We start from the raw sequence: 20844 nt of genomic DNA, 5'->3' as shown, positions 1-20844 counted from the left end.
GCGGGGTACCCGGGGACGCCGAACACGCTCCTGGAGGTGCCATGACGACGGATCCCGTCCACGAGGACGGCCACGACGGCCACGACGGCCACGAGAACCACGAGGGGTACGGCGCCGCCGACGCGGTGCCCCTGGCCGGGTACGCCGTGCTCGCCGGGATCTTCACGGCGGGGATCGGCACGTTCACCGCGGTGGCCCGGCGGCGCGGCGTACGCCTGCCCGACCGGGTGCCGCCGTGGGACGTCGCCCTGCTGGGCACGGCGACGTACAAGATGTCCCGGGTGCTGACCAGGGCCAAGATCACCAGTTTCGTGCGGGCGCCGTTCACCCGCCGGGCGGATCAGGGCGAGGCCGCCGAGGTCATGGACGAGCCGCGCGGCACCGGGGTGCGGCGCGCGGTGGGCGACCTCGTGGCGTGCCCCTTCTGCACCGCCACCTGGGTGATGGGGGCGCTGGTGTGCGGGTACGCCGCCGCGCCGCGCGCCACCCGGCTGGCGAGCGCGGGCCTCGGCGCCCTGACGGTGTCGGACTTCCTGCACTACGCGTGGACCTGGACGCAGCAGTCCACCGAGAGCTGACCGACTGCACCGTGTGACCGTCCGGGAGCGGGGCACTCGACACGCCGCGGCGCGCCCGCCAGGGGCCGCCGCGATCAGCAGGGAGGTGAAAGGGCATGGGACACGGCGGGAACGTCATCGACGAGCTGATGACCGATCATCGCGAGGTCGAGGACCTCTTCGGCAAGATCGAGGCGCTGCCCTCCGGCCACAAGGACCGGAAGGTGTACGCCGACCAGGCCGTCATGGAGCTCGTGCGGCACTCGGTCGCCGAGGAGATGTACCTCTACCCGGCGGTGCGCGAGCACGTGGCGGGCGGCGACGCGCTGGCCGACAAGGAGCTCGAGGACCACGCCGAGGCCGAGCAGCTCATGAAGGACCTGGAGGGCTGCGAGGCGGACGACCCCGACTTCGACCGTCTCATGACCAAGCTCATGGCCGAGATCCGCTCGCACGTGGCCGACGAGGAGGGCAACCTCTTCGTGCGGCTGCGGGCCTCCTGTCCCCCGGAGGCGCTGGACAAGCTGGGCGACAAGGTGCGCCAGGCCAAGAAGGTCGCGCCGACCCGCCCGCACCCGGCCGCGCCGGACCACCCGCCGGCCAACAAGATGCTGGCGCCGGGTGCCGGGCTGGTGGACCGGCTGCGCGACGCCCTCTCGGGCCGCGGGAAGACGGACTGACGCGTCCGCCGCAGTCCGCCGCCGTCAGCCACCGTCCGCCGCCAGGATTCCTACGCCCGGGGGGCGTGGAAGCGGCACCCAGCAGGGCGAGGGCCCCTCACAGGCGGTGAGGGGCCCTCGCGCGTGCCCGGGATGCTCCCTTTCAAACCTGCTTGTGAGCAAGGCCACTCGCTGCTGCAACGGCCGTCTCCACGGCGGACGTTGACGCGTCGCACCGCGCGCGTGCGGCGTGCGTCACGCCGGGGCCGGCCGCCCCGTCTGCCACGATGGTCCGCGCCCTGAACGACTGGGCCGGAACGGCCGTGCAGCGCAGCCGGTGACTCTTCGGTTCCGCCAGTCACCTCCCCGCCTGGCTGTCGAGAACCGGACCGTGTCTGCTGCCCCTCCCCTGACCTCCCCTGCCCCGGACACCGCCGCCCGGCCGGTGCCTCCCGCGTCCCGCTCGCCGTGGCGCTCCCTGCGCCACCGCAGCATGCGCTGGTGGTCCGTCGCGAACTTCGTGTCGAACGCCGGCACCTGGATGCAGCTCACGGTGCAGAACCTGCTGGTCCTGCAGATCACCGGCTCCGCCGCCGCGACCGGCCTGTCGATGTCCGTGCAGGCGGCCCCGGCGCTGTTCGTGAGCCTGCTGGGCGGCACCGCCGTCGACCGCTGGCCCCGCAAGCCGACCGCAGCCGTGAGCCAGGCCCTGCTGGGCGGGGTCGCCCTGCTGACGGCCGTACTGGTGGCCGTGGACCGGCTCGACATGACCTCGCTGCTGGCCCTGGCCGCCGTGACCGGCCTGATCGCCACCGTCGACGGACCTGCCTGTGCCCTGCTCGGCAACGACCTCGTGCCGGTCGAGGACGTCCCCTCCGCCATCGGCGTCGGCGCGCTCGTCCACAGCGCGGGCCGGCTCGTGGGCGCCGCGCTGGCCGGGGTCACGGTCGGCTTCCTCGGCACGGCCGCCGCGTACGGGGCCAACGCCCTGTCGTTCCTGTTCGTGGCCTCCGTCATCCCCTTCCTGCGCCCGGTGCGGGGCGCGGCCGCGTCCCGGCCGACCCCGGTGGCCGGCCGCACCCCGCCGCCGCACCGGGGCGTCCGTGAGGGCCTGGTGTTCTTCGCGCGCCGGCGCCGGCTGGTCGCGCTGGCCGGGATCACCGGGGTCAGCGCCGTCTTCGGGCGCAACTACGGGCTGACGCTCGCCGTGCTGGTCAGCGGGCCGCTGGCGGGCGGCGCCGGGTCGTTCGGCACGGTGTCCACGGTGCTGGCCGCCGGCGGCATCGTCGGGGCGGTGCTCGGCGCGCGGCTGCGCATGCCCTCCGTCCGGCTGGTGGGGTGCCTGGCGGCCGTGGGCGGTCTGCTCCAGGTGGCCGCCGGGCTGTCGCCGTCGCTGACGGTGCTGCTGGTCCTGGTGCTGCCGATGGCCGTCGTGGAGTCCGTCTCGGACACCGCGGGCACGGCCGTCCTGCAGACCGACCCGCCCGCCCGGCTGCGCGGCCGGGTGCTCGGGGTGTGGAGCAGCGTCGGCACGGTCTGGAGCCTGGGCGGACCGCCCGCCCTGGGCCTGCTGATGGAGCTGGCCGGGGCGCGCGGCGCCCTGGTACTGGGCGGCCTGGTCGTCGCCGCCACGATCGGCGCCGGCCACCTGGCCCGCACCCGCCGCACCACCGACGCACCGGTCCTCCTGCCGGCCCTGGACGGCGACGTCACGGGACGCGGGGCGCTGAGCACGGCGGCGTGAGTGCGGCCGGGCGTGGGGGCGTAGGACCCCGCCGCTGACACCCGCCGCACACCCGCCGCTCAGGCGATCAGGGCCTGGCCAGGTGTCAGGCGGTCCAGGAGTTGCCCGTGGTGCAGGTCGGCGACCGGGGCCAGGAGGTCGGGGTGGCGCAGCAGGGCCGCCGCCGCGCGGTCGCCCGCGTCCGGGGCGAGCAGGCGCCGGAACTCCAGCGGCAGGCCGCCCGCGTGGCCGCCGCCGTGCAGGGCGCCGACGGCCTCCTCGGCGAGCTCCGGGTCGGCGAGCAGGCACGCGGCCCAGCTCGCCACGACCTCGTCGACCCAGGTGCGCCAGGCGACGGCGTCCTCGTCGGCGTCGTCGTGCTCTCCGGCACCGGTGATCCAGTCCAGGCGGGCGCAGCCGCCGGGGCCGGCCATGCCGACGAGGGCGGCGTCCATCGCGGTCGGGTAGCGCAGCCAGGCGGCGACGGTCACGGCCTGACGGGCCTGGACCTCGCACAGCGCGGCGGCCAGGGCGCCGCCGGACGCCGGGTAGGCACGGGTGAGCCACTGGGTGGTCGCCGCGATGAGCGGGGAGAGGTCTGCGAGCACGGCCGGCCGTCCGGGGTCGAGCGGGAGAACAGGGAGGTCCGCACACGGTAGCCGCCGCTGCCGGGCCCGGGAACCCGGCTGTGACCGGTGTCCCTCGGTGTCCTCGGCCACACCGCTCCCCCACTGCGCCTCAGGACGAGGCGTGCAGCAGCTCGCACACGACGTTCTCCTGGACGGTCCGCAGCCGTTTCAGCAGGTCCGGCTTCTGGGCCTCGTTGATCTGCGTGGTCGTGCCGAAGGTCAGGGAGCGGCGGCCGTCGGGGGTGGCCGCCATGAGCTGGGTGTAGCCGGGCATGTTGCCGGTGTGGCCGAGCACGACCCCGCAGCGGGTGGTGTAGCGGAAGATGCCGAGGCCGGCGTCGTTGCGCCCCGGCCCGGCGGGCTCGGACGCGCCGGTGACCCAGCGGCGCTGCTCCTCGGCCACCCGGGGGGCGAACAGCCTGCCGCCCGTGTAGCCGCGCACGAAGCGGGTGACGTCGGCGGGTGTGGAGATGATGCCGCCCGAGGCCCAGATGCCGGAGGCGCTCAGCAGTTCGCTGACGTCCTGCGGGGCGGCGGGCGGGTCGACGTCGTACCCGTGCAGGTAGGGCGCGGGGATGCGGTAGTCCTGCGGCAGGCTGGTGTCGTGCAGGCCGAGCGGGCCGTACACCCGCTGGCCCAGCAGCTTCTCGTACGGGGTCCCGGTGGCGGCCTCGGCCATCAGGGCCACGGCGATGTTGTCGGAGTTGGAGTACTGGTACCGCGTGCCGGGCCGGAAGCGCAGGGGCTGGTCGGCGACGTAGTCGAGGAGGCGGCGCGAGTCGAACCGGTGGTGCGGGTCGGCGGTGACGGTCTTCTGGAAGGCGGGGGCGCGGATGTAGTCGGGCAGGCCGCTGGTGTGGTTCAGGAGCTGCCGCACGGTCACGGCCCCCCACGCCTGGGGCAGCTTCGGCAGCCGCTGGCGGAGGGTGTCGTCCAGCCCCAGGTCGCCGCGGGAGACGAGGGACAGCGCGACGGCCCCGCTGAACGCCTTGGCCGCGCTGGCGATGCGCATGTGGTCGTCGGTGCCGGGCGCGCGGTGCGTCCCCGTCTGCGCGACGCCGGACCGCAGCACCCGGGTGCGCCGGTCGTCGCGCAGGACGGCGATCACCCCGGGCGGCCCGCCGGGCGCCCCCACCAGGTCGTCGAGCTGCTGCTGGAGGGTGCGGGCGCGCGCGGAGGACGACGGCGACGGCGGCGCGACGGCCACCGCGGCCGCCGTGGACAGCACGGCCAGGCCGGCCACGACCAGCGCGACGCCGGCCGGCCGGCGGAGAAGAGGGGGACGTGCGGGCATGGGGGCTCTCCCGGGGACGGGGCGGTGACGTCGGGCAGGGCGGCGACCTCGGGGCAGGGCGTGAACGACCAGGTGGCGCGGTGTGCCGCCGTACCGGCGTCCAGCTTCGCCCGGTGCGCCGCGCGCCCGCCGCGCACGCTGCTGCATACGGCCCAACGCGCCCCTCCCCGGGGTCCCGGCAGTCCGTGGCGGGCGGCGGGCGGGGAGTTTGTCACCGGGGCGACGGGCGCCCGGCGACCCCGCCCGGGATGCTGGTAGGGGGAACGCCGGTCTGTTCGGCGGGCCGGCGGTCGTGCACCCGGTGCACCGGATCGGCCCTGTGGAGGAGCACCTCGTGAAACGGCACGTGCGACGGCTCGGGCACGGGTGGCACCGGCTCGGCGTGGGCTCGCTGCTGCGGCAGGGGCGCCGGCTGGAGCTGATGCACCGTGCCATGGGCTTCGCCACGCTCGCGCTGGTCACCCTGGCGCCGCTGCTGATCGTGGTGGCCGCCGCCGACCCGCTGCGCCGTGGCGGTTTCGCACCGTGGCTGGCGGACGGCATGGGGCTGTCCGGCCGCTCCGCGCGGGTCCTGACGGAGATCGTCAGCCCGTCGCGCGAGGTGGTCAGCAGCACCAGCGTCTGGAGCGGTCTGGCGCTCGCCGTGTTCGGCGTGTCCTTCGCGGCGAGCGTGCAGAACGGCTACGAGCGCATCTGGTGCCTCGGTCCGGGCCCGTGGCACCGCATCTGGCGGCAGGCCACCTGGATGTGCGTGCTGACCGCCTACCTCTACCAGGAGGTGCAGACCCGCACCGCCCTGCACGGCACGGCGCGCGTCGCGCTGACCACGGTCACGGGGGTGCTGTTCTTCTGGTGGGGCCAGCGCTTCCTGCTGGGCGGGCAGGTGACCTGGCTGAAGCTGCTGCCGGGCGCGCTCGCCACCATGATCGGCCTCGGCGGCCTGCGGGCCTTCTCGCACTTCGTGTTCGCGCCGTTGATCGTCACCAACGCGATCAGCTACGGCGCGGTGGGCACGGTCCTCATCGTCGAGTCGTGGCTCATCGGGGTGGGTTTCGTGGTGTACGGCGGCGCCCTGGTCGGCAAGTGGTTCGACGACCACCACCGGGACCCGCGGCGCGCGGAGGAGCCGAGCGGCGCGGCCCGCGAGGGGGCTTCCTGAGCGCCGGCCCGATCAGACCGCCGCCGACTCCGCGAGCGCCGTGACCGGGGCGAGCGGGTCCTCGCGGAACAGGGCGCGGCCGCGTTCGCGCCGCAGGTCCCGCTCGGGGCCCGCCGCCAGCACCCGCTCCAGCGCGGACAGCAGCCCGGCCTCGTCGGGGGCGAACTCGGACACCCCGATCCCCGCCATGCGCCGTACGCCCTCCTCGCCGTGGCCGGGCAGCGGGCGGTAGCCGATCACGGGGAGCCCCGCGGCGAGCGCCTGGACGGCGGTCTGGCCGGCCGCGTTGTCGATCAGCGCGTGCACGGCGCCCATCAGGCCGGGCAGGTCGCTCACCCAGCCCAGCGCGAGGGCGCCCGGGACGGCGGTGACGGCGCTGCGCAACGGGTCGTTGTGCCCGCACAGCACGACCGGCAGGTAGCCCGTGCGGGCCAGCAGCCGGGCGGTGGCGGAGGGCCGGGACGCGGCTCCCCAGGCGCCGGCCGACAGCAGGACGGGCGGCCGGCCGGGGAGGTGCCGGGCGAGGGTGCGCCGCCAGTGGGCCGCGCCGGGAGCCGGCGCGAGGAAGCCGGCCGGCACCACCGGGCCGGTCACCCGCACGGGTGCCGTCACGCCCCGGCGCAGCTCCTCGGCCGCCTCCTCGGTGAGGCACAGGTACTGGTCGTTCCCCGGGTGGATCCAGTGCCGGTGGACGGCGAAGTCCAGCACGAACACGGCGCTCGGCACGCGCAGCGCGCCGCGCTCCCGCAGGTGCCCGGTGAGCTGGGCCGCGAGGTGGAACACCGACACCACGACGTCGGCCTCGAACCGGTCCGCCAGCTCCGTCAGGCGGTGGCCGGCCAGCCGGGCGAGCGGCACCCCGCTGGGGCGGCGCCCGGGGCCGCTGCGCAGGAACGTGTCGTAGACCGCGCCGTAGGCCCACGGGAAGTGCCGCACCGAGGCCTGGTAGGAGCCGCGCAGGGCGGAGCCGAGGCCGCAGGGCAGCAGGCGGAGGACGTCGGCCACGAGCGCTTCGTCGCCGTCGGCGCGGGCGCGGCGGGCGAGCTCCTCGGCCACGGCGTCGTGGCCCGCCCCCATGCTCGCGCTGAGCACCAGGATCCGTCGGGGCGCGCCCGGTGCGCAGGGATGCCGGTGGGGCGCGGAGGGAGACGTTCGCACGGGTTCCGGTTCTCCTGCCGTCCGCCACCCAAACGCTACGTTTGCCGGGCGTTTGGCGCATCAGGTCCGGGATACTCCATGCATCCGGGCCGCCCCGTCGGCCCCTCCCGGCATCGTGCCCCGGCCCCCTCGGATGACGCCATGTCTCATGCCATGTCCGGCCCCCGCTCCGAGCCCCTCACCGCGTCCGGCCCCGCGCCCGCCGTGGGGGCCGGCGCGTCCGGGTACCGCGGTACGGCCCTGATCACCGGTGCCTCGTCGGGCATCGGCGCGGCCGTGGTGCGGCGTCTGGCCGCCGACGGCGGCTGGCGGCTCGTGCTCAGCGGGCGGGACGAGACCCGGCTGGCGCGGATCGCCGACCAGGCGTCGGGCACGGCGTTCGCCGCCGACCTGACCCGGCCGGGTGCCGGGGCCCGGCTGACGCGGTGCGCGCTGGAGCGCACGGGCCGGGTGGACCTGCTGGTGGCCGGCGCCGGGATCGGCTGGGCCGGCGGCTTCGGCACGATGCCGGCCGCCGCCCTCGACGAGGTGATCGACGTCGACGTACGGGCCACGCTGCGCCTGGTGCGGGAGGTCGTGCCGCACATGGTCGCGGCGGGCCGGGGACGCGTGGTCCTCATCGGGTCGCTGGCGGGGGTGGTCGCCGTGCGCGACGAGGCCGTGTACTCCGCGGCCAAGGCCGCCCTCGCGGCGTTCGCCGACGCCCTGCGCTACGAACTGGCACCCACCGGCGTGCGCGTCACCCACGTGGTGCCCGGCGTGGTGGACACCCCGTTCTTCGACCGGCGGGGCACCCCCTACCGGCGTGCGCGTCCCCGTCCGGTGCCGCCGGAACGGGTCGCGGACGCCGTGTGGCGGGCGGTCACCCGGGACCGCGACGAGGTCTTCGTGCCCGGCTGGCTGTCCCTGCCGGCCCGGGTGCGCGGCGTGGCACCGGGCCTGTACCGGCGGCTCGCGACCCGCTTCGGATAGGCGAGCGGTGAGCGGCCGTCCCGAGCGGACACGACGGGCTCCCGGGGAGGTGAGCCGGGGGTGAGCGCGGTGACCGTCGTCCTCGCCCTGCTGGCGGCCCTCGCCAACGCCTCGGCGTCCGTGCTGCAGCGGCGGGCCGCGGCCGGTGAACCGGACGGCGGGCGGGGTGCCCGGCAGGCCCTGCGGCTGCTCGCGCACCTGCTGCGGCGGCCGTACTGGCTGGCCGGGGCCGCCCTGCTCGCGGTGTCGACCGCGCTCCAGGCGGCGGCCCTCGCGGTCGGCTCCCTCGCCCTGGTCCAGCCGCTGCTGGCGAGCGAGCTGCTGTTCACCCTGCTGGTCGGCAGCGTGGTCTTCGGCCACGCGCCGGACCGCCGCACCTGGTGCGCGTTCGCGGCGCTCGCCCTGGGCCTGGCACTGTTCCTGGCCGCCGCCGCGCCCTCGGCGGGGCGGGAGACGGCGCTGTCCGGGCGCTGGCTCGTCACCGGGGTGGTGCTGCTCGCCGTCGTGGCCGCGCTGACGGCGGCGGGACCGGCCGTGCGCGGCGCGCCCCGCGCCGGACTGCTGGGGCTGGCCTCGGCGGTGTGCTTCGCGGGGACGGCGGCGCTGATGAAGGAGGTCATGGGCCGCCTGCAGGAGGGCCCCGGCCGACTGCCGGCGCAGTGGCCGCTCTACGCGACGATCGCGCTCGGGGTGGTGGGCTTCCTGCTGCTGCAGGGCGCGTTGCGGTCCGGGACCCTCGCGGTCTCCCAGCCCGCACTGACCCTGGGGGACGCCCTGACCAGCGTCGCGCTGGGGCGGGTGCTGTTCGAGGAGCGCATCGGGCTCGGCGGCCGGGTGCTCCCGGAGGTGATCGGCGTGCTGCTGATCGGCGCGGGCAGCCTGGGTCTGGCGCGGGCGCCGTCGATCAGCGGGGCGTGGGACCGGGCACGGCCGGACGACGGGCCGGGTCACCGGTCGGCCGCGGGGGACTCCGGGACGCAGCGAGGAGCCGTCCGCCCATGAGCCACCGTCCGGGGCACCGCCCGCCGGCGTGGGCGCTCGTGCCGCCGGCGGTGCTCGCCGCGGCCCACATCGTGCCGGCCGCCACCTGGCTGCCGGGACTGCGGCTGCGGTGCTTCCCGTCCCTGGCGGGCACGGGGCGCCCCGGCCACGTGGCGCTGACCTTCGACGACGGGCCCGACCCCGCGTCCACACCGCGCTTCCTCGACGCCCTGGACCGGCTGGACGTCCGGGCGACCTTCTTCGTGCTCGGCGAGCAGGTCGTGCGCCATCCCGAGGTGGTGCGCGAGGCGGTCCGGCGGGGCCACGAGGTGGCCGTGCACGGCTGGTCCCACGACCGGCCCTGGCTGCCGTCCCCGGTCCGCGACCGCCGGGAGGTGGCCCGCGCGGCGGCCGCCGTACGGGAGACCACGGGCCGGTCCCCGCGCTGGTACCGGCCGCCCTACGGCATCCTGACCTCCGGCCGCTGGGCCGCCGCCCGGAGTGCGGGGCTGCGCCCGGTGCTGTGGACGGCCTGGGCCCGGGACTGGACCGCCGAGGCGACCCCCGCGTCGGTCCGCTCGACGGCCACGGCGGGGCTGCGCGGCGGCGGCACCCTGCTGCTGCACGACACCGACCTGGTCTCCGCGCCCGGCTGCTGGCACGCCACCCTCGCGGCCCTGCCGGGGATCGTGGCCGCCTGCCGGGAGGCGGGCCTGGGCGTGGGGCCGCTGGCCGAGCACGCAACGAGCTGACGAGGAGCGACCGGAACGCACCCCCCAGTGGCGTAACCCCCGGTAACGTCTGTCATGCCCCTGCTTTTCCCGCATCCGAGCGCGCCTTCACCCCGGGAGACACGTCCCCATGCGCAGACTCCTCGCCTGTCTGGCGGCGGCCGCGGCCGCCCTCGGCGGGCTCACCCTCGCCGCGCCGTCCGCGGCGGCCGCCGACTCCGGCACCTTCAGCGTCCTCACCTACAACGTGGCCGGCCTGCCCGAGGGCCTCTCCAGCGCGCCCACGCCGCGCGGGCCCAGCACCACGGCCATCGGGCAGCGCGTCGCGCCGTACGACATCGTCCACGTGCAGGAGGACTTCACCTACCACGCCGCCCTGTACGCCGGGGACACCGCGCACCCGTACCGCACCCCGACCAGCGGCGGCGCCGGGATCGGCAGCGGGCTCAACACGCTGGCGAAGATCCCGTACGACGAGGACGACTTCGAGCGGGTCCGCTGGAACTCCTGCCAGTTGGACTCGGGCGACTGCCTGACGCCCAAGGGGTTCACCTTCGCGCGCCACCGCCTCGCGGAGGGCGTGTACGTCGACTTCTACGACGTGCACACCAACGCGGGCACCACTGCCGGGGACCTGGCCTCCCGCGCGGACAACCTCAGCCAGCTCACCGCGTTCATCACGGCCCACTCGGCGGGCAACGCGGTCGTCGTCATGGGCGACACCAACACCCGCTACACCCGCACCGGCGACACCATCGCCGAGTTCGCCGCCGCCAACCGCCTCACCGACGCGTGGGTGGAGCTGGTGCGGGGCGGCACCCCGCCCGCCAAGGGCAGCGACGCCCTGGTGTGCGACCAGAGCGGGCCGACGGTGCCGGACACCTGCGAGGTCGTCGACAAGGTGCTGTACCGCGGCAGCAGGCTGGTCACGCTCACCGCCACGTCCTACGGCAACGAGCACGCCGGGTTCCTGACGGGCGACGGGCTGATGCTCTCCGACCACGACCCGGTCGCCGTCGGCTTCTCCTGGTCGCGCGACCCGGCGTACCGGTCGAGCGACCCGTTCGGCGGGCCGCACGGCGACCACTTCACCGACGTCGACCGCGTGCCGCCGGGCGCCCGCGCGACCACCGTCGCCCTGCGGGCCGGCTCCCGCGTGGACCAGGTGGGCATCACCCTGGACGACGGCACGGTGCTCACCCACGGCGGCAGCGGCGGCACGGCCGCGTCGCTGGCCCTCGGCGGCGACGAGTACCTGACGGGCGCCACCCTGTGCCGGGGCCGGAAGGACGGGCGGACGCGCGTCTTCTCCGTCCGGTTCACGACCAGCCTCGGCCGGACCCTGGCCGGCGGGACCCCCACGTCCGACTGCGTGACCCGCACCGCGCCCGCCGGCTGGCAGATCGCCGGGTTCCACGGCCGGGCGGCCGACGAGGCCGACAAGATCGGTTTCCTCTGCACCCGCCGCTGAGCCGTGCGGGACGCGTGCCCGTGAGGGACGTGTCCCGGACGTGCCGGGCGGCCCCGGTCTGGGAACCGGGGCCGCCTTTCCGCCGGCGAGGACAGGCAGGTCAGGTCCGCTGCCACAGCGCCGGCGTGTTCGGGGGCTCCCAGCCGGGCTGGGCCTGGTGGGTCTGCAGGCAGCGGTAGGTGGCTCCGCCGTACGTCACCGTCGCACCCGCCTGGTAGACGGTGCCCGCCGCCCAGGTGCCGCCCGGGTCACCGGGGTTGCCCGGGTCGCCCGGGTCGCTCGGGCCGGACGTGGTGGTCTTCAGGGTGAGGCCGTAGTTCTGCAGGATGGGGTTGACCGGCTGGAAGTAGGTCGTGCCGCCGCTCGTGCAGTTGCCCGAGCCGCCCGAGGTCACGCCCTGCGCCTGGCTGCCGGAGATGAACGAGCCGCCCGAGTCGCCCGGTTCGGCACACACCGAGGTGCGGGTGACGCCCGCGACGGTGCCCTCCTGGTACGTCACGCTGGAGTTGAGCTGCTGCACCGTCCCGCAGTGCCAGCCGGTCGTGGAGCCGGAGCGGCACACCGAGGAGCCGACCGCGGCCTGCGTGGACCCCGCGACCTGCGCGCTGGAGCCGTTGACGTACGGCGTCGCCGTCCAGTTGGCGTTCGTGGCCACCCACGCCATGTCGTTGCCGGGGAAGACGGACGCCTGGAACGTGCCCTGCGCGACCCGGTTGGAGCCGGTGGTGCTGCTGCCGGCCCGTCCGCAGTGGCCTGCCGTGGCGAACCCCTGCTGGGTGCCGCGGGTCACGGGGAAGCCGATCGAGCAGCGGGTGCTGTTGTCGATGTAGTAGGCGTCGCCGCCGCGCAGGTCGTAGAGCGGGCGCGGCCGTTCGGTGGTCCGGACGACGCGGGTGAGGGAGGTGTCGACGCGGGCCGCGTGGAGCAGGGAGCGGGCGGCCTCCGCGCTGATCGCCTCCACCGTCAGCGTGTTGGTGCGCACGTCGACGTACCACACGGGCGCGGCGGTGGTGCCGTGGCGCGCGGCGGCACGGTCGAGGCGCGCCTTGGCGGCGTCCAGCGCGGCCAGCGAGTGGTCCACGACCACGGCGTCGGCGCCCCGCGCCCGGATGGCGCGCACGTCGCCCGGGTCGGTCGTGGCCACGGTCAGGGTGTCCGACAGTGTGCCGCTCACCCAGGCGCCCGCGTAGTGCGCGCCCACCACGGCGCGCAGCCGGCCCGTGGTGGCGCCCGCCTCGGCCTCGTTGGCCAGCCGGGCCTGTGCCTGCCGCCGGTCCAGGCCGAGGTCCCGCTGGAGCGCGGCGAGGAGACCGGGCGGGGCCGCGTCGGTGCGCAGCGTCTCGGCCGCCGTGGGGGCGGCGGACGAGACCGGCGGCAGGGCGCTCGCGGAGCCGCTGAGCCCGGCCACGAGCAGGGCGCCCGTCGCCGTGGCGGCGGCGCACGCGGCCCTGAACTGTCGATGGAGCATGGGGAGTTCTCCTCGGGTTCGGTGGGGTGGCGCCACCGTAGGAAGGCTCCGCACCGCTCCGTAAGACGTCAGCCGACCCCCTGCCCCCGCGTTATGGAAGCCGCCGGGGAGGGCGGCGGCACCGGCCGGCGGGCGCCGTTCGGTGCGCCCGGCTGCCGCCGCGCCAGCCACTGCGCGTAGCTGTCGCTGCGGGCCGCCGCGCCCGCGTGCGCCTCGCGGGCCTGGGCCAGCACGGTGTCCGCGGTGTCCTGCCCCTGTCCGGCGGGGTGCCGGCCGAGCAGGTGGCGCCACATCAGGGGCGTCCCGGCGAGCGGGCGGATGGCGAGGCCGGGCGTCGGCGGGAACGTGGCCCGGCACAGGCCCACCGCCCGGCCCACCTGCACCAGGTGCACGCAGGACGCGGTGTCCGTCTCGTACATGCGCCGCGGGGTGAAGCCTGCGCGGGCGCAGGCCGCGGTGAAGCAGTCCGCGAAGCAGCCGTCGCCGGGGACGCAGGCCCACTCCTCGTCGGCCAGCGCGGCCAGGTCGACCTCCCGCTCGGCGGCCAGCCGGTGGCCGTCGGCGAGCATGACGAAGACGGGGTCGACGGCGATCTCCTCCCAGACGAGGTGCGGCGGATCGGGCGGCGGGGCGGAGCCGCAGGTGCCGGTGAGCGCGAAGTCCAGGCGCCCCTCGGCCAGCAGTTCCGCCAGTTCCCGCTCCGACCAGGAGGCGCAGGTGGTCACGGTGGTGCCGGGTGCGGCGTCGGCCAGCCGGTCCACCAGCGCCCCCAGCAGCGGTCCGTGGGTGCCGCCGAGGCGCAGCCGCTGCCCGCCCTTGCGGGTGCGGGCGAACCGGGCGGCCTCCCGCTGGAGTTCGCTCACCGCGGGCAGCACGACCCGGGTGCGTTCCAGGACGAGCTCGCCGAGGGCGGTGGTGCGCACGCCGTGCCGGCCGCGCTCGAACAGGGGCCCGCCCAGGGCTCGTTCGATGCGCCTCAACTGCGCGCTGAGGGCGGGCTGGGCGAGGCCGAGCGCGGTGGCCGCCCTGGTCAGGCTGCCCGCGTCGGCGATGGCCCGGATGGTTCTGAGATGCCGCAACTCCAGCTCCATGCAGGGAGCTTGCGTCGCCGCGGGGCGGGGGGCAAGGGGTTGGTGCAGACCAGAGCGGGAACGGATGTGCGCGACCCCGCCGGTGTCCGAGGAGGGAGTGCGTCCGATGCGCAGCACCACGGTCTTACCAGGAACTCCGAGCCTGCCCCCCGAGGTGGGGGACGTGGCGCTGCACCGGCTGGAGGTGGCCGGGCCGGACGCCCCCCCGTTCGCGGTGGGCTCCTTCGAGGAGGTGGGGCCGCTGTCCCGCTGGGACCGGCCGCACCGGCACACGTTCTACGAGCTGGTGCACGTCACCGCCGGTTCGGGCGCCCACGTCGTCGACCTCGCCCGGTGGCCGGTGCGTCCCCCGCAGCTCACCGTGGTCCTGCCGGGGCAGGTGCACCACTGGGAGGGCGGCCGGGGCCCGGAGGGGTCCCTCGCCCTGTTCACCGACGACTTCCTGGTGGACCACCCCGGTGACCGGGAGGTGCTGCGGGAGCTGGGGACGCGCTGCCCGTTCGCCCTGGACGCGGAGCACGACCGGGCCATCGGGTGCCTGTTCGCCGAACTGCTCGCGGAACACCGGCAGCGCGCGGCGGGGCACGAGAGCGCGCTGCGGTCCCTGCTGCACGTGCTCGTCCTGCGCGCCGCCCGCCTCCCCGGCCCCGCCGGACACCTGGCCGGCCACCGCGCAGGGCCGCGCGCCCAGGGCCGTGCGGCCGCCGTCGCCGAGGCGTTCACGGAGCTGGTCGCCGGGTCAGGGGCGGCGGGGTGGAGCGTGCGGCAGTGCGCCGACCGGCTCGGGGTCACACCCGGGTACCTCACGCAGGCGGTGCGGGCCGCCACCGGCCGCCCGCCCGGCCGGCTGCTGATCGAGGCGCGCGTGTACCGGGCCCAACAGCTGCTGGCACACACCCGGTTGTCGGTGCGGCAGGTCGCCGCGCGCACCGGGTTCAGCGACCCGGCCTACTTCGGCCGGTTCTTCCGGCGCGAGACCGGGAGCAGCCCGGGGGCCTTCCGAAAACACCACAGCCGCCACCACCAGTCCCTCGAAGCCCCGTCCGGGCGCGCCTAGTTTCGTTGCCCACCACCCCCCACGAGGAGGACTCATGGACGGAGCAGGCAGGCACGGCGCGGGCCCGGACGACCCCGGTACCGAGCCCGGCACGGGTTCCGCCCGGCTCGTGCGCCGCAAGACGGTGCTGCGTGCGGCGCTGGCCGCCACCGCCGCGATCCCCGTCGCCCTGGCCGGCGGCCCGGCGCTGGCCCGCACGGCGGCGGCGAGCGGGAAGGCCCCGGAGCTCACGCCGTCCTGCGACGACGGCGACCACCCCACCCCGGAGCAGATCGAGGGCCCCTACTTCAAGCCCAACTCCCCGCAGCGCACGAGCCTGCGGGAGCCCGGCATGCCCGGCACCCCGCTGACCGTGAGCGGCTACGTCTTCGGCCGCGCCTGCCTCCCGGTGGCCGGCGTGCTGCTGGACTTCTGGCAGGCCGACGCCAACGGCGCCTACGACAACACGGGGTTCCGGCTGCGCGGGCACCAGTTCACCGACTCCCGCGGCGCCTTCGCGCTGACCACCGTCGTGCCGGGCCTGTATCCCGGCCGCACGCGCCACCTGCACGTCAAGGCGCAGGCGCCCGGCCGTCCGGTCCTGACGACACAGCTCTACTTCCCCGACGAGCCGCGCAACAACACCGACACGATCTTCGACGCGCGGCTGCTGATGACCGTACGCGACGCGGGCGGCGGCCGGGAGGCGGCGTTCGACTTCGTCCTCGACGTCGCCCAGGACCCCGGTCCCGGCCCCGGTCCCTCGCCGTCGCCGAGCGGGACCTGGGCCGTCGGCACGGCCTACCGCGCGGGCGACCGGGTCACCTACGCCGGCCGCGCCTACGTCTGCCTGCAGGCCCACACGGCCCAGCCGGGCTGGGAGCCGCCGGCCGTCCCGGCCCTGTGGCGAGCGGCCTGACGGACCCACCGGGCATCCCCACCGCTCGCGTACCAGGACCATCGCACCGGGGGGCCGTGGGGGGGCGGGCCGCCGTCCGCCCCCCACGAGGCTCGTCCGCCCCCCTACGGGGCTCGCCCGCGCCCCCGGGTCCCGCGCGTCCTCGTTCCCGAGGGGTGCCGCGCGTCCTCGTCGCGCAGCCTCCCCGGACGCACCGCCAGAGGTTACTGTGCGGTAGACGACGTCGTCCCGGAGGTGCCCGCATGACGCCCGACCGTGCCGCAGGGCTGGCCGAGAGCGCCCGTGCGCTCGCCGACGGCGAGGTGTCCTCGCGGGAGCTCGTCGAGCGGACGCTCGCCCGGATCGAGGGCAGCCGGGGCACCCTGAACGCCTTCCGGATCGTGCGCGCCGAGGCCGCCCTCGCCGAAGCCGACGCCGCGGACCGGGAGTTGGCCGCCGGGGGGCGCCGGCCGCTGCTCGGGGTGCCGGTCGCCGTGAAGGACGACATGGACGTGGCCGGCGAGCCCACCGCCTTTGGCTGCGCCGGCACCCACCCGCCGGTTCGGGAAGACGGCGAGGCGGTACGGCGGCTGCGCGCGGCCGGTGCGGTGATCGTCGGCAAGACCAACACCTGCGAGCTCGGCCAGTGGCCGTTCACCGAGGGGCCCGCGTTCGGCGCGACCCGCAACCCGTGGAACCCCGGTCACACCCCCGGCGGCTCCTCCGGCGGATCGGCGGCCGCCGTGGCGGCCGGCCTGGTCCCGGCCGCGCTCGGCTCGGACGGGGCCGGCTCGGTGCGCATCCCGGCCGCCTGGACCCACCTGGTGGGCGTCAAACCGCAGCGCGGCCGCGTCTCCACCTGGCCGCGCGGCGAGGCCTTCCAGGGCATCACGGTCAACGGCACGCTCGCCCGCACGGTCGCCGACGCCGCCCTCCTGCTGGACGCGGCGAGCGGCAACCACCCCCGCGACCCGCACCGGCCGCCCGCGATCGACGCCCGCGCGGCGGCCGGCCGGGACCCGGGCCGGCTGCGCGTGGCCCTCGCGCTCAAGCCGCCGTTCACCGCGGTGCCCGCCCGGCTGAGCCCCGCCGTGCGGGCCCGGGTCGTGGGCCTCGCGGAGCGGCTCGCCGCCCTCGGACACACCGTCGAGGAGGCCGACCCGCCCTACGGCCAGATCGGGCTGGCCTTCGTGCCGCGGGCGACCGCCGGGATCGCGGAGTACGTCGCCGAGGCACCCTTCCCGGCGCTCCTGGACCGGCGCACCCGGGACGCGGCGCGGCTGGGCCGGCTGCTGGGCGGGGCCCCGCTGCGGGCCGCGCGGCGCGCGGAGGCGGTCCTGCACCGCCGTATCGGCCGCTTCTTCACCTCGTACGACGTCATCCTCGCGCCCACCACGGCCACTCCCCCGCCGCGCATCGGCGCGATGGCCGCGCTCGGCGGGTTCGCCACCGACCGGGCGATGATCGCCGCCTGCCCCTACGCCTGGCCGTGGAACGTGCTGGGCTGGCCCGGCGTCAACGTCCCGGCCGGGTTCACCGCGGACGGCCTGCCGGTGGGCGCGCAGGTGCTCGGCCCGGCGCACAGCGAGCCGCTGCTGCTGTCGCTGGCGGCCCAGCTCGAGGCGGACCTGCGCTGGCACGAGCTCTGGCCGGCGCCGACCGCCGCCGACTCCCCTGCCCGGTAGGGGTTTTCGGCCGTACCCTGGGGTCATGGACGACGCGCCGATGGTCGGGCTCATGGGGCGGGTGACCGGGACGGTCGGGCCCGGGCTGGTCGGCGAGGTGATCGTCCGGGTGCGCGGCGGTGCCGAGCACTTCCTCGCCCACCCCGCGCCCGGCACCGGGCGCATCGAACCGGGCACGGTGGTCATGGTCGTGGAGTACCTGCCGCCGCGGACGGTCTACGTCACCGGCGCCTACGACACCTGAGCCTGCCCCCTGGGCTCCTCAGCCGCGGTGTTCCGCGGTCGGCGGCCCACCCACGGCGGGACGCACGCCCCGCCCCATGCCGACGTCAAGGTTGCGACAAGGATCCGCCGGTGTCTTCACCTGCGGCCCGGGCGGGCGCACACTCCCATCGTCCGGTGCCGAGAGGGCACCATCCCAAGGGGGCGTATGCCGATGGTCGTCGGCGTCGTAGCGGGGGTGGCGGTCGCCGCCGTCCTCGCACTGATCGGTGTGTTCAAGATGATGTGGCGCGTCGCGGAGCCGAACGAGGCGCTGATCATCTCCGGTTCGAAACACCGGACCGAGGGCCTCGAGGAAGGCATGGGGTTCCGGATCGTCACGGGGCGCGGCACGCTGGTGCTGCCCGGGGTCCAGGCGGTGCGCAGGCTGTCCCTGGACCTGAACGAGACCGAGCTGCACGTGGACTGCGTGACGCACCAGGGCATCCCGCTGAAGGTGCGCGGCGTGGTCATCTTCAAGGTGGGCGACGACTTCGTGTCGATCGCGAACGCGGCCCGCCGCTTCCTCGACCAGCAGAAGCTGATGGCGGAGCGGGTGCACAACGTCTTCGCCGGTCATCTGCGCTCCATCGTGGGCGGGTTGACGGTCGAGGACATGATCCGCGACCGGGAGAAGCTGACCGGGCAGACCCGGGCCGCGTGCGGCACGGAGATGGAGAAGCTGGGCCTGATCGTCGACTCGCTGCAGATCCACGAGATCGAGGACCCGACGGGGTACATCCAGAACCTGGCCATGCCGCACGCGGCGGCCGTCCAGCGGGACGCGCGCATCGCGCAGGCGGAGGCCAACCGGCTGGCCACGGAGGCCGAGCAGCAGTCGTTCGCGCGGATGGCGGAGGCCACCCGGGACAGCGAGATCCTCCAGGCCGGCTACCAGGCCGAGCGTGACAAGGCCGCCGCCAAGGCCCGCCAGGCCGGTCCGCTCGCCGAGGCGGGCGCCCGCCAGGAGGTCGTCGTGCAGGAGACGCGCGTCGCCGAACTGGAGGCGCACCGGCGCGAGCAGCAGCTCCAGGCGGACGTCCGCAAGCCCGCGGACGCGCAGGCGTACGAGAAGCGCACCCTGGCCGAGGCCGAGCGCGACGCGCGGATCTCGGCGGCGCAGGCCAAGGCCCGCGAGACGGAGCTGGCGGCCGCGGCCGAGGCCACCCGGGTCAAGACGGCCGCGGGCGCCGAGGCGGAGGCGACCCGCACCCGCGGCACCGCCGGGGCCGCCGCGACCCGCGCCACGGGTGAGGCCGAGGCGGCCGCCGCGCAGGCCCGCGGTCTGGCCGAGGCCGAGGCGGTCAAGGCGAGGGGCCTCGCCGAGGCGGAGGCCATCAAGGCCCGCGCCGCCGCCCTGGCCGAGAACCAGGAGGCGGTCGTCGCCCAGCAACTCGCCGAGAACTGGCCGGAGATCGTCCGGGCCGGGGCGTCGGCGTTCGGCAACGTGGACAACATGGTGCTGCTCAACGGCGCCGAGGGCATGTCCGAGCTGTTCGCCAAGGCGCTCACGATGGGCGGCACGGGCCTGGGACTGGCCCGCCAGCTGCTGGCCTCCATGAACCAGGAGGGCTCGCCGGACCGGAACGGGCGGACCACCGCCGGGACTTCGTCGCTCAACGGCCTCGCGTCGCCTCCCCCGGCGCAGAGGGTCCCGGTGGACGAGAAGTAGGGCGGTCGGGGGCGGTCGCGGGGGCACGTTCTACAGTGCCCCCGTGACCGCGTACGAAGATGAGCACGTCCCGGGCCGCTACGGCCCCGCCGCCACCACCGAGGCCGACCCGCGGGAGGTCGGCCGGGTGCGCACCGCGTACGCGCCCGCCCACGACGGCGACCCCGATCCCGGGGAGATCGTGTGGACCTGGGTGCCGTTCGAGGAGAACGACGGGCGGGGCAAGGACCGGCCGGTGCTGGTCGTCGCCCGGGAGGCCGCGGGCACGGTCCTCGCGGTGCAGCTCTCGAGCAAGCGGCACGACGACGACCGGGAGTGGGTGCCGATCGGCAGCGGGCCCTGGGACCGCTCGGGCCGGGACTCGTGGGTGGCCGTGGACCGCGTGCTGCGCCTGCACGAGGCGGGCATGCGCCGGGAGGCGTGCGCCCTGGACCGCGGCCGCTTCGACCTGGTCCGGCGGCGCCTGCAGGAGCGCTACGGCTGGAGCTGAGCCTCCGGGAAGACCTGTTCGAACGCCCGGCGCACTCCGGCATCCGGGGTGCGGTCCAGCACGCCGAACACCACGTGCGCGAAGGTCCCGGCGAACCGCCCGCCCGGCCCGAGCAGCGCCCGGAAGGCCCCCGCCACCTGCGCGGGGTCGTTGCGGAACACCCCGCAGCCCCAGGCGCCGAGCACCAGCCGCCGGTAGCCGTGCGCGGCGGCCGTCTCCAGCACCCGCTCGGCGCGGACGGCCAGGGCGCCGGGAAGGTCCCCCGCCCGCTCCGGGGCCGTGCGCAGCACCACGCCCGCGTTGGGCGCGGCCGCGGTCAGGAAACCCGCCTTGTACGGCTCCTCCAGCAGCCGGCCGCGGTCGTCGCGGAAGACCGGCACGGCCGGCGCGTGCACGACCCGGTCCGAGTAGAACGGGTCGCGGTGGGCACGGTGGTGGGCGTAGAACTCCGGGACCCGCAGCAGGCACGTGTACAGCGCCGAGGCCCGGCACAGCGCCTCCTCCTGCGCCTGGGCCCCGTTCAGGTACCCCCCGCCCGGGTTGCGGGCGGAGGCGAAGTCCAGCACCGCGACCGGCCGGTCGGCGAGCCGGCGGGCGGCGGCGAGGCTGCTCTCACCGGTGACCTCGACGACCGTCGCGGTGGGCGCGGTCCGCGGCACGGGCACCGGCCGGGGCCCGAGGACCTCCGTACCGCGCCGGGCCGCCTCGATCTCCGCCCGCAGGGTCACCTCGCGCCCGTCGGGCAGGCGGTAGGCGCCCGCCGCCACGATCCGCTCGGTCTCCTGAGCGAGGTTGCGGAGCCGGGCGCTCATGGCATCACCCCCGTGCACGCCATGAGCGCCCCGGCCGTCCGTTCCCCCGTCGTGCTCATGAACGCATCGTGAGCGATGCTGGTCCTGCCGCGCAACG

The 20844-nt window shown here is 76.3% G+C and carries 20 protein-coding genes; 14 read left to right on the top strand and 6 right to left on the bottom strand.

Annotated elements, in window-relative coordinates; all coding sequences use genetic code 11:
* The first annotated feature begins 41 nt into the window (after positions 1–41).
* From E4U92_RS14695 to E4U92_RS14685, 3 genes are all read left to right on the top strand, one after another.
* Positions 42–578 carry a DUF1360 domain-containing protein gene (locus tag E4U92_RS14695; RefSeq protein ID WP_137300820.1) on the top strand — a complete coding sequence of 179 codons (537 nt, stop codon included), beginning with the start codon at positions 42–44 and terminating at the stop codon, positions 576–578.
* A gap of 95 nt (positions 579–673) precedes the next feature.
* On the top strand, positions 674–1237 hold the full coding sequence (locus E4U92_RS14690; protein ID WP_137300819.1) for a hemerythrin domain-containing protein: 564 nt from the start codon (positions 674–676) through the stop codon (positions 1235–1237).
* Positions 1238–1709: 472 nt separating this feature from the next.
* A complete protein-coding gene (locus E4U92_RS14685; protein WP_168725133.1) occupies positions 1710–2960 on the top strand; it encodes an MFS transporter in 1251 nt (416 codons plus the stop codon).
* Positions 2961–3019: 59 nt separating this feature from the next.
* Here the strand turns inward: E4U92_RS14685 and E4U92_RS14680 are convergent, their stop codons facing one another.
* Together E4U92_RS14680 and E4U92_RS14675 are read right to left on the bottom strand one after the other, a co-directional pair.
* Positions 3020–3547 (bottom strand): hypothetical protein, encoded by a 528-nt coding sequence (locus E4U92_RS14680; protein ID WP_137300817.1) that lies wholly within the window; start codon positions 3545–3547, stop codon positions 3020–3022.
* 130 nt (positions 3548–3677) lie between these two features.
* Positions 3678–4862, bottom strand: a complete 1185-nt coding sequence (locus E4U92_RS14675) for a serine hydrolase domain-containing protein (protein ID WP_137300816.1) — start codon at positions 4860–4862, stop codon at positions 3678–3680.
* A gap of 334 nt (positions 4863–5196) precedes the next feature.
* On the opposite strand from E4U92_RS14675, the gene E4U92_RS14670 reads away from it, so the two are divergent.
* Positions 5197–6021 carry a ribonuclease BN gene (locus E4U92_RS14670; RefSeq protein WP_174863858.1) on the top strand — a complete coding sequence of 275 codons (825 nt, stop codon included), beginning with the start codon at positions 5197–5199 and terminating at the stop codon, positions 6019–6021.
* A 12-nt stretch (positions 6022–6033) separates the two neighbouring features.
* On the opposite strand, the gene E4U92_RS14665 is transcribed toward E4U92_RS14670, so the two are convergent.
* Positions 6034–7113, bottom strand: coding sequence for an MGDG synthase family glycosyltransferase (locus tag E4U92_RS14665; RefSeq protein WP_422070796.1), 1080 nt, complete (start codon positions 7111–7113; stop codon positions 6034–6036).
* A gap of 207 nt (positions 7114–7320) precedes the next feature.
* Here E4U92_RS14665 and E4U92_RS14660 point away from each other — a divergent pair, with 207 nt between their 5' ends.
* The 4 genes from E4U92_RS14660 (at position 7321) to E4U92_RS14645 (ending at position 11334) form a co-directional block, all read left to right on the top strand.
* Positions 7321–8151 carry an SDR family NAD(P)-dependent oxidoreductase gene (locus E4U92_RS14660; protein WP_137300815.1) on the top strand — a complete coding sequence of 277 codons (831 nt, stop codon included), beginning with the start codon at positions 7321–7323 and terminating at the stop codon, positions 8149–8151.
* Positions 8152–8211: 60 nt separating this feature from the next.
* Positions 8212–9153, top strand: a complete 942-nt coding sequence (locus E4U92_RS14655) for a DMT family transporter (protein ID WP_137300814.1) — start codon at positions 8212–8214, stop codon at positions 9151–9153.
* Entirely contained in the window at positions 9150–9884 is a 735-nt protein-coding gene (locus E4U92_RS14650) for a polysaccharide deacetylase family protein (RefSeq protein WP_137300813.1), read from the top strand. The genes E4U92_RS14655 and E4U92_RS14650 overlap by 4 nt, the downstream gene beginning before the upstream one ends.
* Positions 9885–9993: 109 nt before the next feature.
* Positions 9994–11334, top strand: coding sequence for a jacalin-like lectin (locus E4U92_RS14645; RefSeq protein WP_137300812.1), 1341 nt, complete (start codon positions 9994–9996; stop codon positions 11332–11334).
* Positions 11335–11434: 100 nt separating this feature from the next.
* On the opposite strand, the gene E4U92_RS14640 is transcribed toward E4U92_RS14645, so the two are convergent.
* Together E4U92_RS14640 and E4U92_RS14635 are read right to left on the bottom strand one after the other, a co-directional pair.
* Positions 11435–12802 (bottom strand): carbohydrate-binding protein, encoded by a 1368-nt coding sequence (locus E4U92_RS14640; RefSeq protein ID WP_137300811.1) that lies wholly within the window; start codon positions 12800–12802, stop codon positions 11435–11437.
* A 68-nt stretch (positions 12803–12870) separates the two neighbouring features.
* The gene (locus E4U92_RS14635) at positions 12871–13893 is read right to left on the bottom strand and encodes a LysR family transcriptional regulator (protein WP_137300810.1); all 1023 of its coding nucleotides are present in this window, start codon (positions 13891–13893) and stop codon (positions 12871–12873) included.
* Positions 13894–13999: 106 nt separating this feature from the next.
* Here E4U92_RS14635 and E4U92_RS14630 point away from each other — a divergent pair, with 106 nt between their 5' ends.
* The 6 genes from E4U92_RS14630 to E4U92_RS14605 all read left to right on the top strand — a co-directional run bounded on the left by E4U92_RS14630 (position 14000) and on the right by E4U92_RS14605 (position 19935).
* Positions 14000–14950: a helix-turn-helix domain-containing protein gene (locus tag E4U92_RS14630; protein ID WP_137300809.1), complete on the top strand. Its 951-nt coding sequence runs from the start codon at positions 14000–14002 to the stop codon at positions 14948–14950.
* A 34-nt stretch (positions 14951–14984) separates the two neighbouring features.
* Positions 14985–15848 (top strand): dioxygenase family protein, encoded by an 864-nt coding sequence (locus tag E4U92_RS14625; protein ID WP_137300808.1) that lies wholly within the window; start codon positions 14985–14987, stop codon positions 15846–15848.
* A 242-nt stretch (positions 15849–16090) separates the two neighbouring features.
* On the top strand, positions 16091–17512 hold the full coding sequence (locus E4U92_RS14620; protein WP_137300807.1) for an amidase: 1422 nt from the start codon (positions 16091–16093) through the stop codon (positions 17510–17512).
* Between the two features lie 25 nt (positions 17513–17537).
* Positions 17538–17756 (top strand): hypothetical protein, encoded by a 219-nt coding sequence (locus E4U92_RS14615; RefSeq protein WP_174863856.1) that lies wholly within the window; start codon positions 17538–17540, stop codon positions 17754–17756.
* A 186-nt stretch (positions 17757–17942) separates the two neighbouring features.
* A complete protein-coding gene (locus E4U92_RS14610) occupies positions 17943–19445 on the top strand; it encodes a flotillin family protein (protein WP_137300806.1) in 1503 nt (500 codons plus the stop codon).
* Positions 19446–19488: 43 nt separating this feature from the next.
* Positions 19489–19935, top strand: coding sequence for a type II toxin-antitoxin system PemK/MazF family toxin (locus E4U92_RS14605; RefSeq protein ID WP_137300805.1), 447 nt, complete (start codon positions 19489–19491; stop codon positions 19933–19935).
* On the opposite strand, the gene E4U92_RS14600 is transcribed toward E4U92_RS14605, so the two are convergent.
* The gene (locus E4U92_RS14600; RefSeq protein ID WP_137300804.1) at positions 19920–20747 is read right to left on the bottom strand and encodes a TIGR02452 family protein; all 828 of its coding nucleotides are present in this window, start codon (positions 20745–20747) and stop codon (positions 19920–19922) included. The two genes, E4U92_RS14605 and E4U92_RS14600, sit on opposite strands and share 16 nt — an antisense overlap.
* Between the last annotated feature and the right edge of the window lie 97 nt (positions 20748–20844).

The sequence above is a fragment of the Streptomyces galbus genome, assembly GCF_005280195.1.
Taxonomy (GTDB): Bacteria; Actinomycetota; Actinomycetes; order Streptomycetales; family Streptomycetaceae; genus Streptomyces; species Streptomyces galbus.
Note: the sequence above shows the minus strand (reverse complement) of the source record. Positions and strands in the feature narration are given on the sequence as shown.

Bases quoted from the DNA above. Each gene is read 5' to 3' on its own strand.
- E4U92_RS14645 (WP_137300812.1), top strand. From the start codon at position 9,994: ATGCGCAGACTCCTCGCCTGTCTGGCGGCGGCCGCGGCCGCCCTCGGC.
- E4U92_RS14600 (WP_137300804.1), bottom strand. From the start codon at position 20,747: ATGAGCGCCCGGCTCCGCAACCTCGCTCAGGAGACCGAGCGGATCGTG.
- E4U92_RS14630 (WP_137300809.1), top strand. From the start codon at position 14,000: ATGCGCAGCACCACGGTCTTACCAGGAACTCCGAGCCTGCCCCCCGAG.
- E4U92_RS14635 (WP_137300810.1), bottom strand. From the start codon at position 13,893: ATGGAGCTGGAGTTGCGGCATCTCAGAACCATCCGGGCCATCGCCGAC.
- E4U92_RS14690 (WP_137300819.1), top strand. From the start codon at position 674: ATGGGACACGGCGGGAACGTCATCGACGAGCTGATGACCGATCATCGC.
- E4U92_RS14620 (WP_137300807.1), top strand. From the start codon at position 16,091: ATGACGCCCGACCGTGCCGCAGGGCTGGCCGAGAGCGCCCGTGCGCTC.
- E4U92_RS14610 (WP_137300806.1), top strand. From the start codon at position 17,943: ATGCCGATGGTCGTCGGCGTCGTAGCGGGGGTGGCGGTCGCCGCCGTC.
- E4U92_RS14695 (WP_137300820.1), top strand. From the start codon at position 42: ATGACGACGGATCCCGTCCACGAGGACGGCCACGACGGCCACGACGGC.
- E4U92_RS14675 (WP_137300816.1), bottom strand. From the start codon at position 4,862: ATGCCCGCACGTCCCCCTCTTCTCCGCCGGCCGGCCGGCGTCGCGCTG.
- E4U92_RS14625 (WP_137300808.1), top strand. From the start codon at position 14,985: ATGGACGGAGCAGGCAGGCACGGCGCGGGCCCGGACGACCCCGGTACC.
- E4U92_RS14660 (WP_137300815.1), top strand. From the start codon at position 7,321: ATGTCTCATGCCATGTCCGGCCCCCGCTCCGAGCCCCTCACCGCGTCC.
- E4U92_RS14640 (WP_137300811.1), bottom strand. From the start codon at position 12,802: ATGCTCCATCGACAGTTCAGGGCCGCGTGCGCCGCCGCCACGGCGACG.
- E4U92_RS14615 (WP_174863856.1), top strand. From the start codon at position 17,538: ATGGACGACGCGCCGATGGTCGGGCTCATGGGGCGGGTGACCGGGACG.
- E4U92_RS14685 (WP_168725133.1), top strand. From the start codon at position 1,710: ATGCGCTGGTGGTCCGTCGCGAACTTCGTGTCGAACGCCGGCACCTGG.
- E4U92_RS14650 (WP_137300813.1), top strand. From the start codon at position 9,150: ATGAGCCACCGTCCGGGGCACCGCCCGCCGGCGTGGGCGCTCGTGCCG.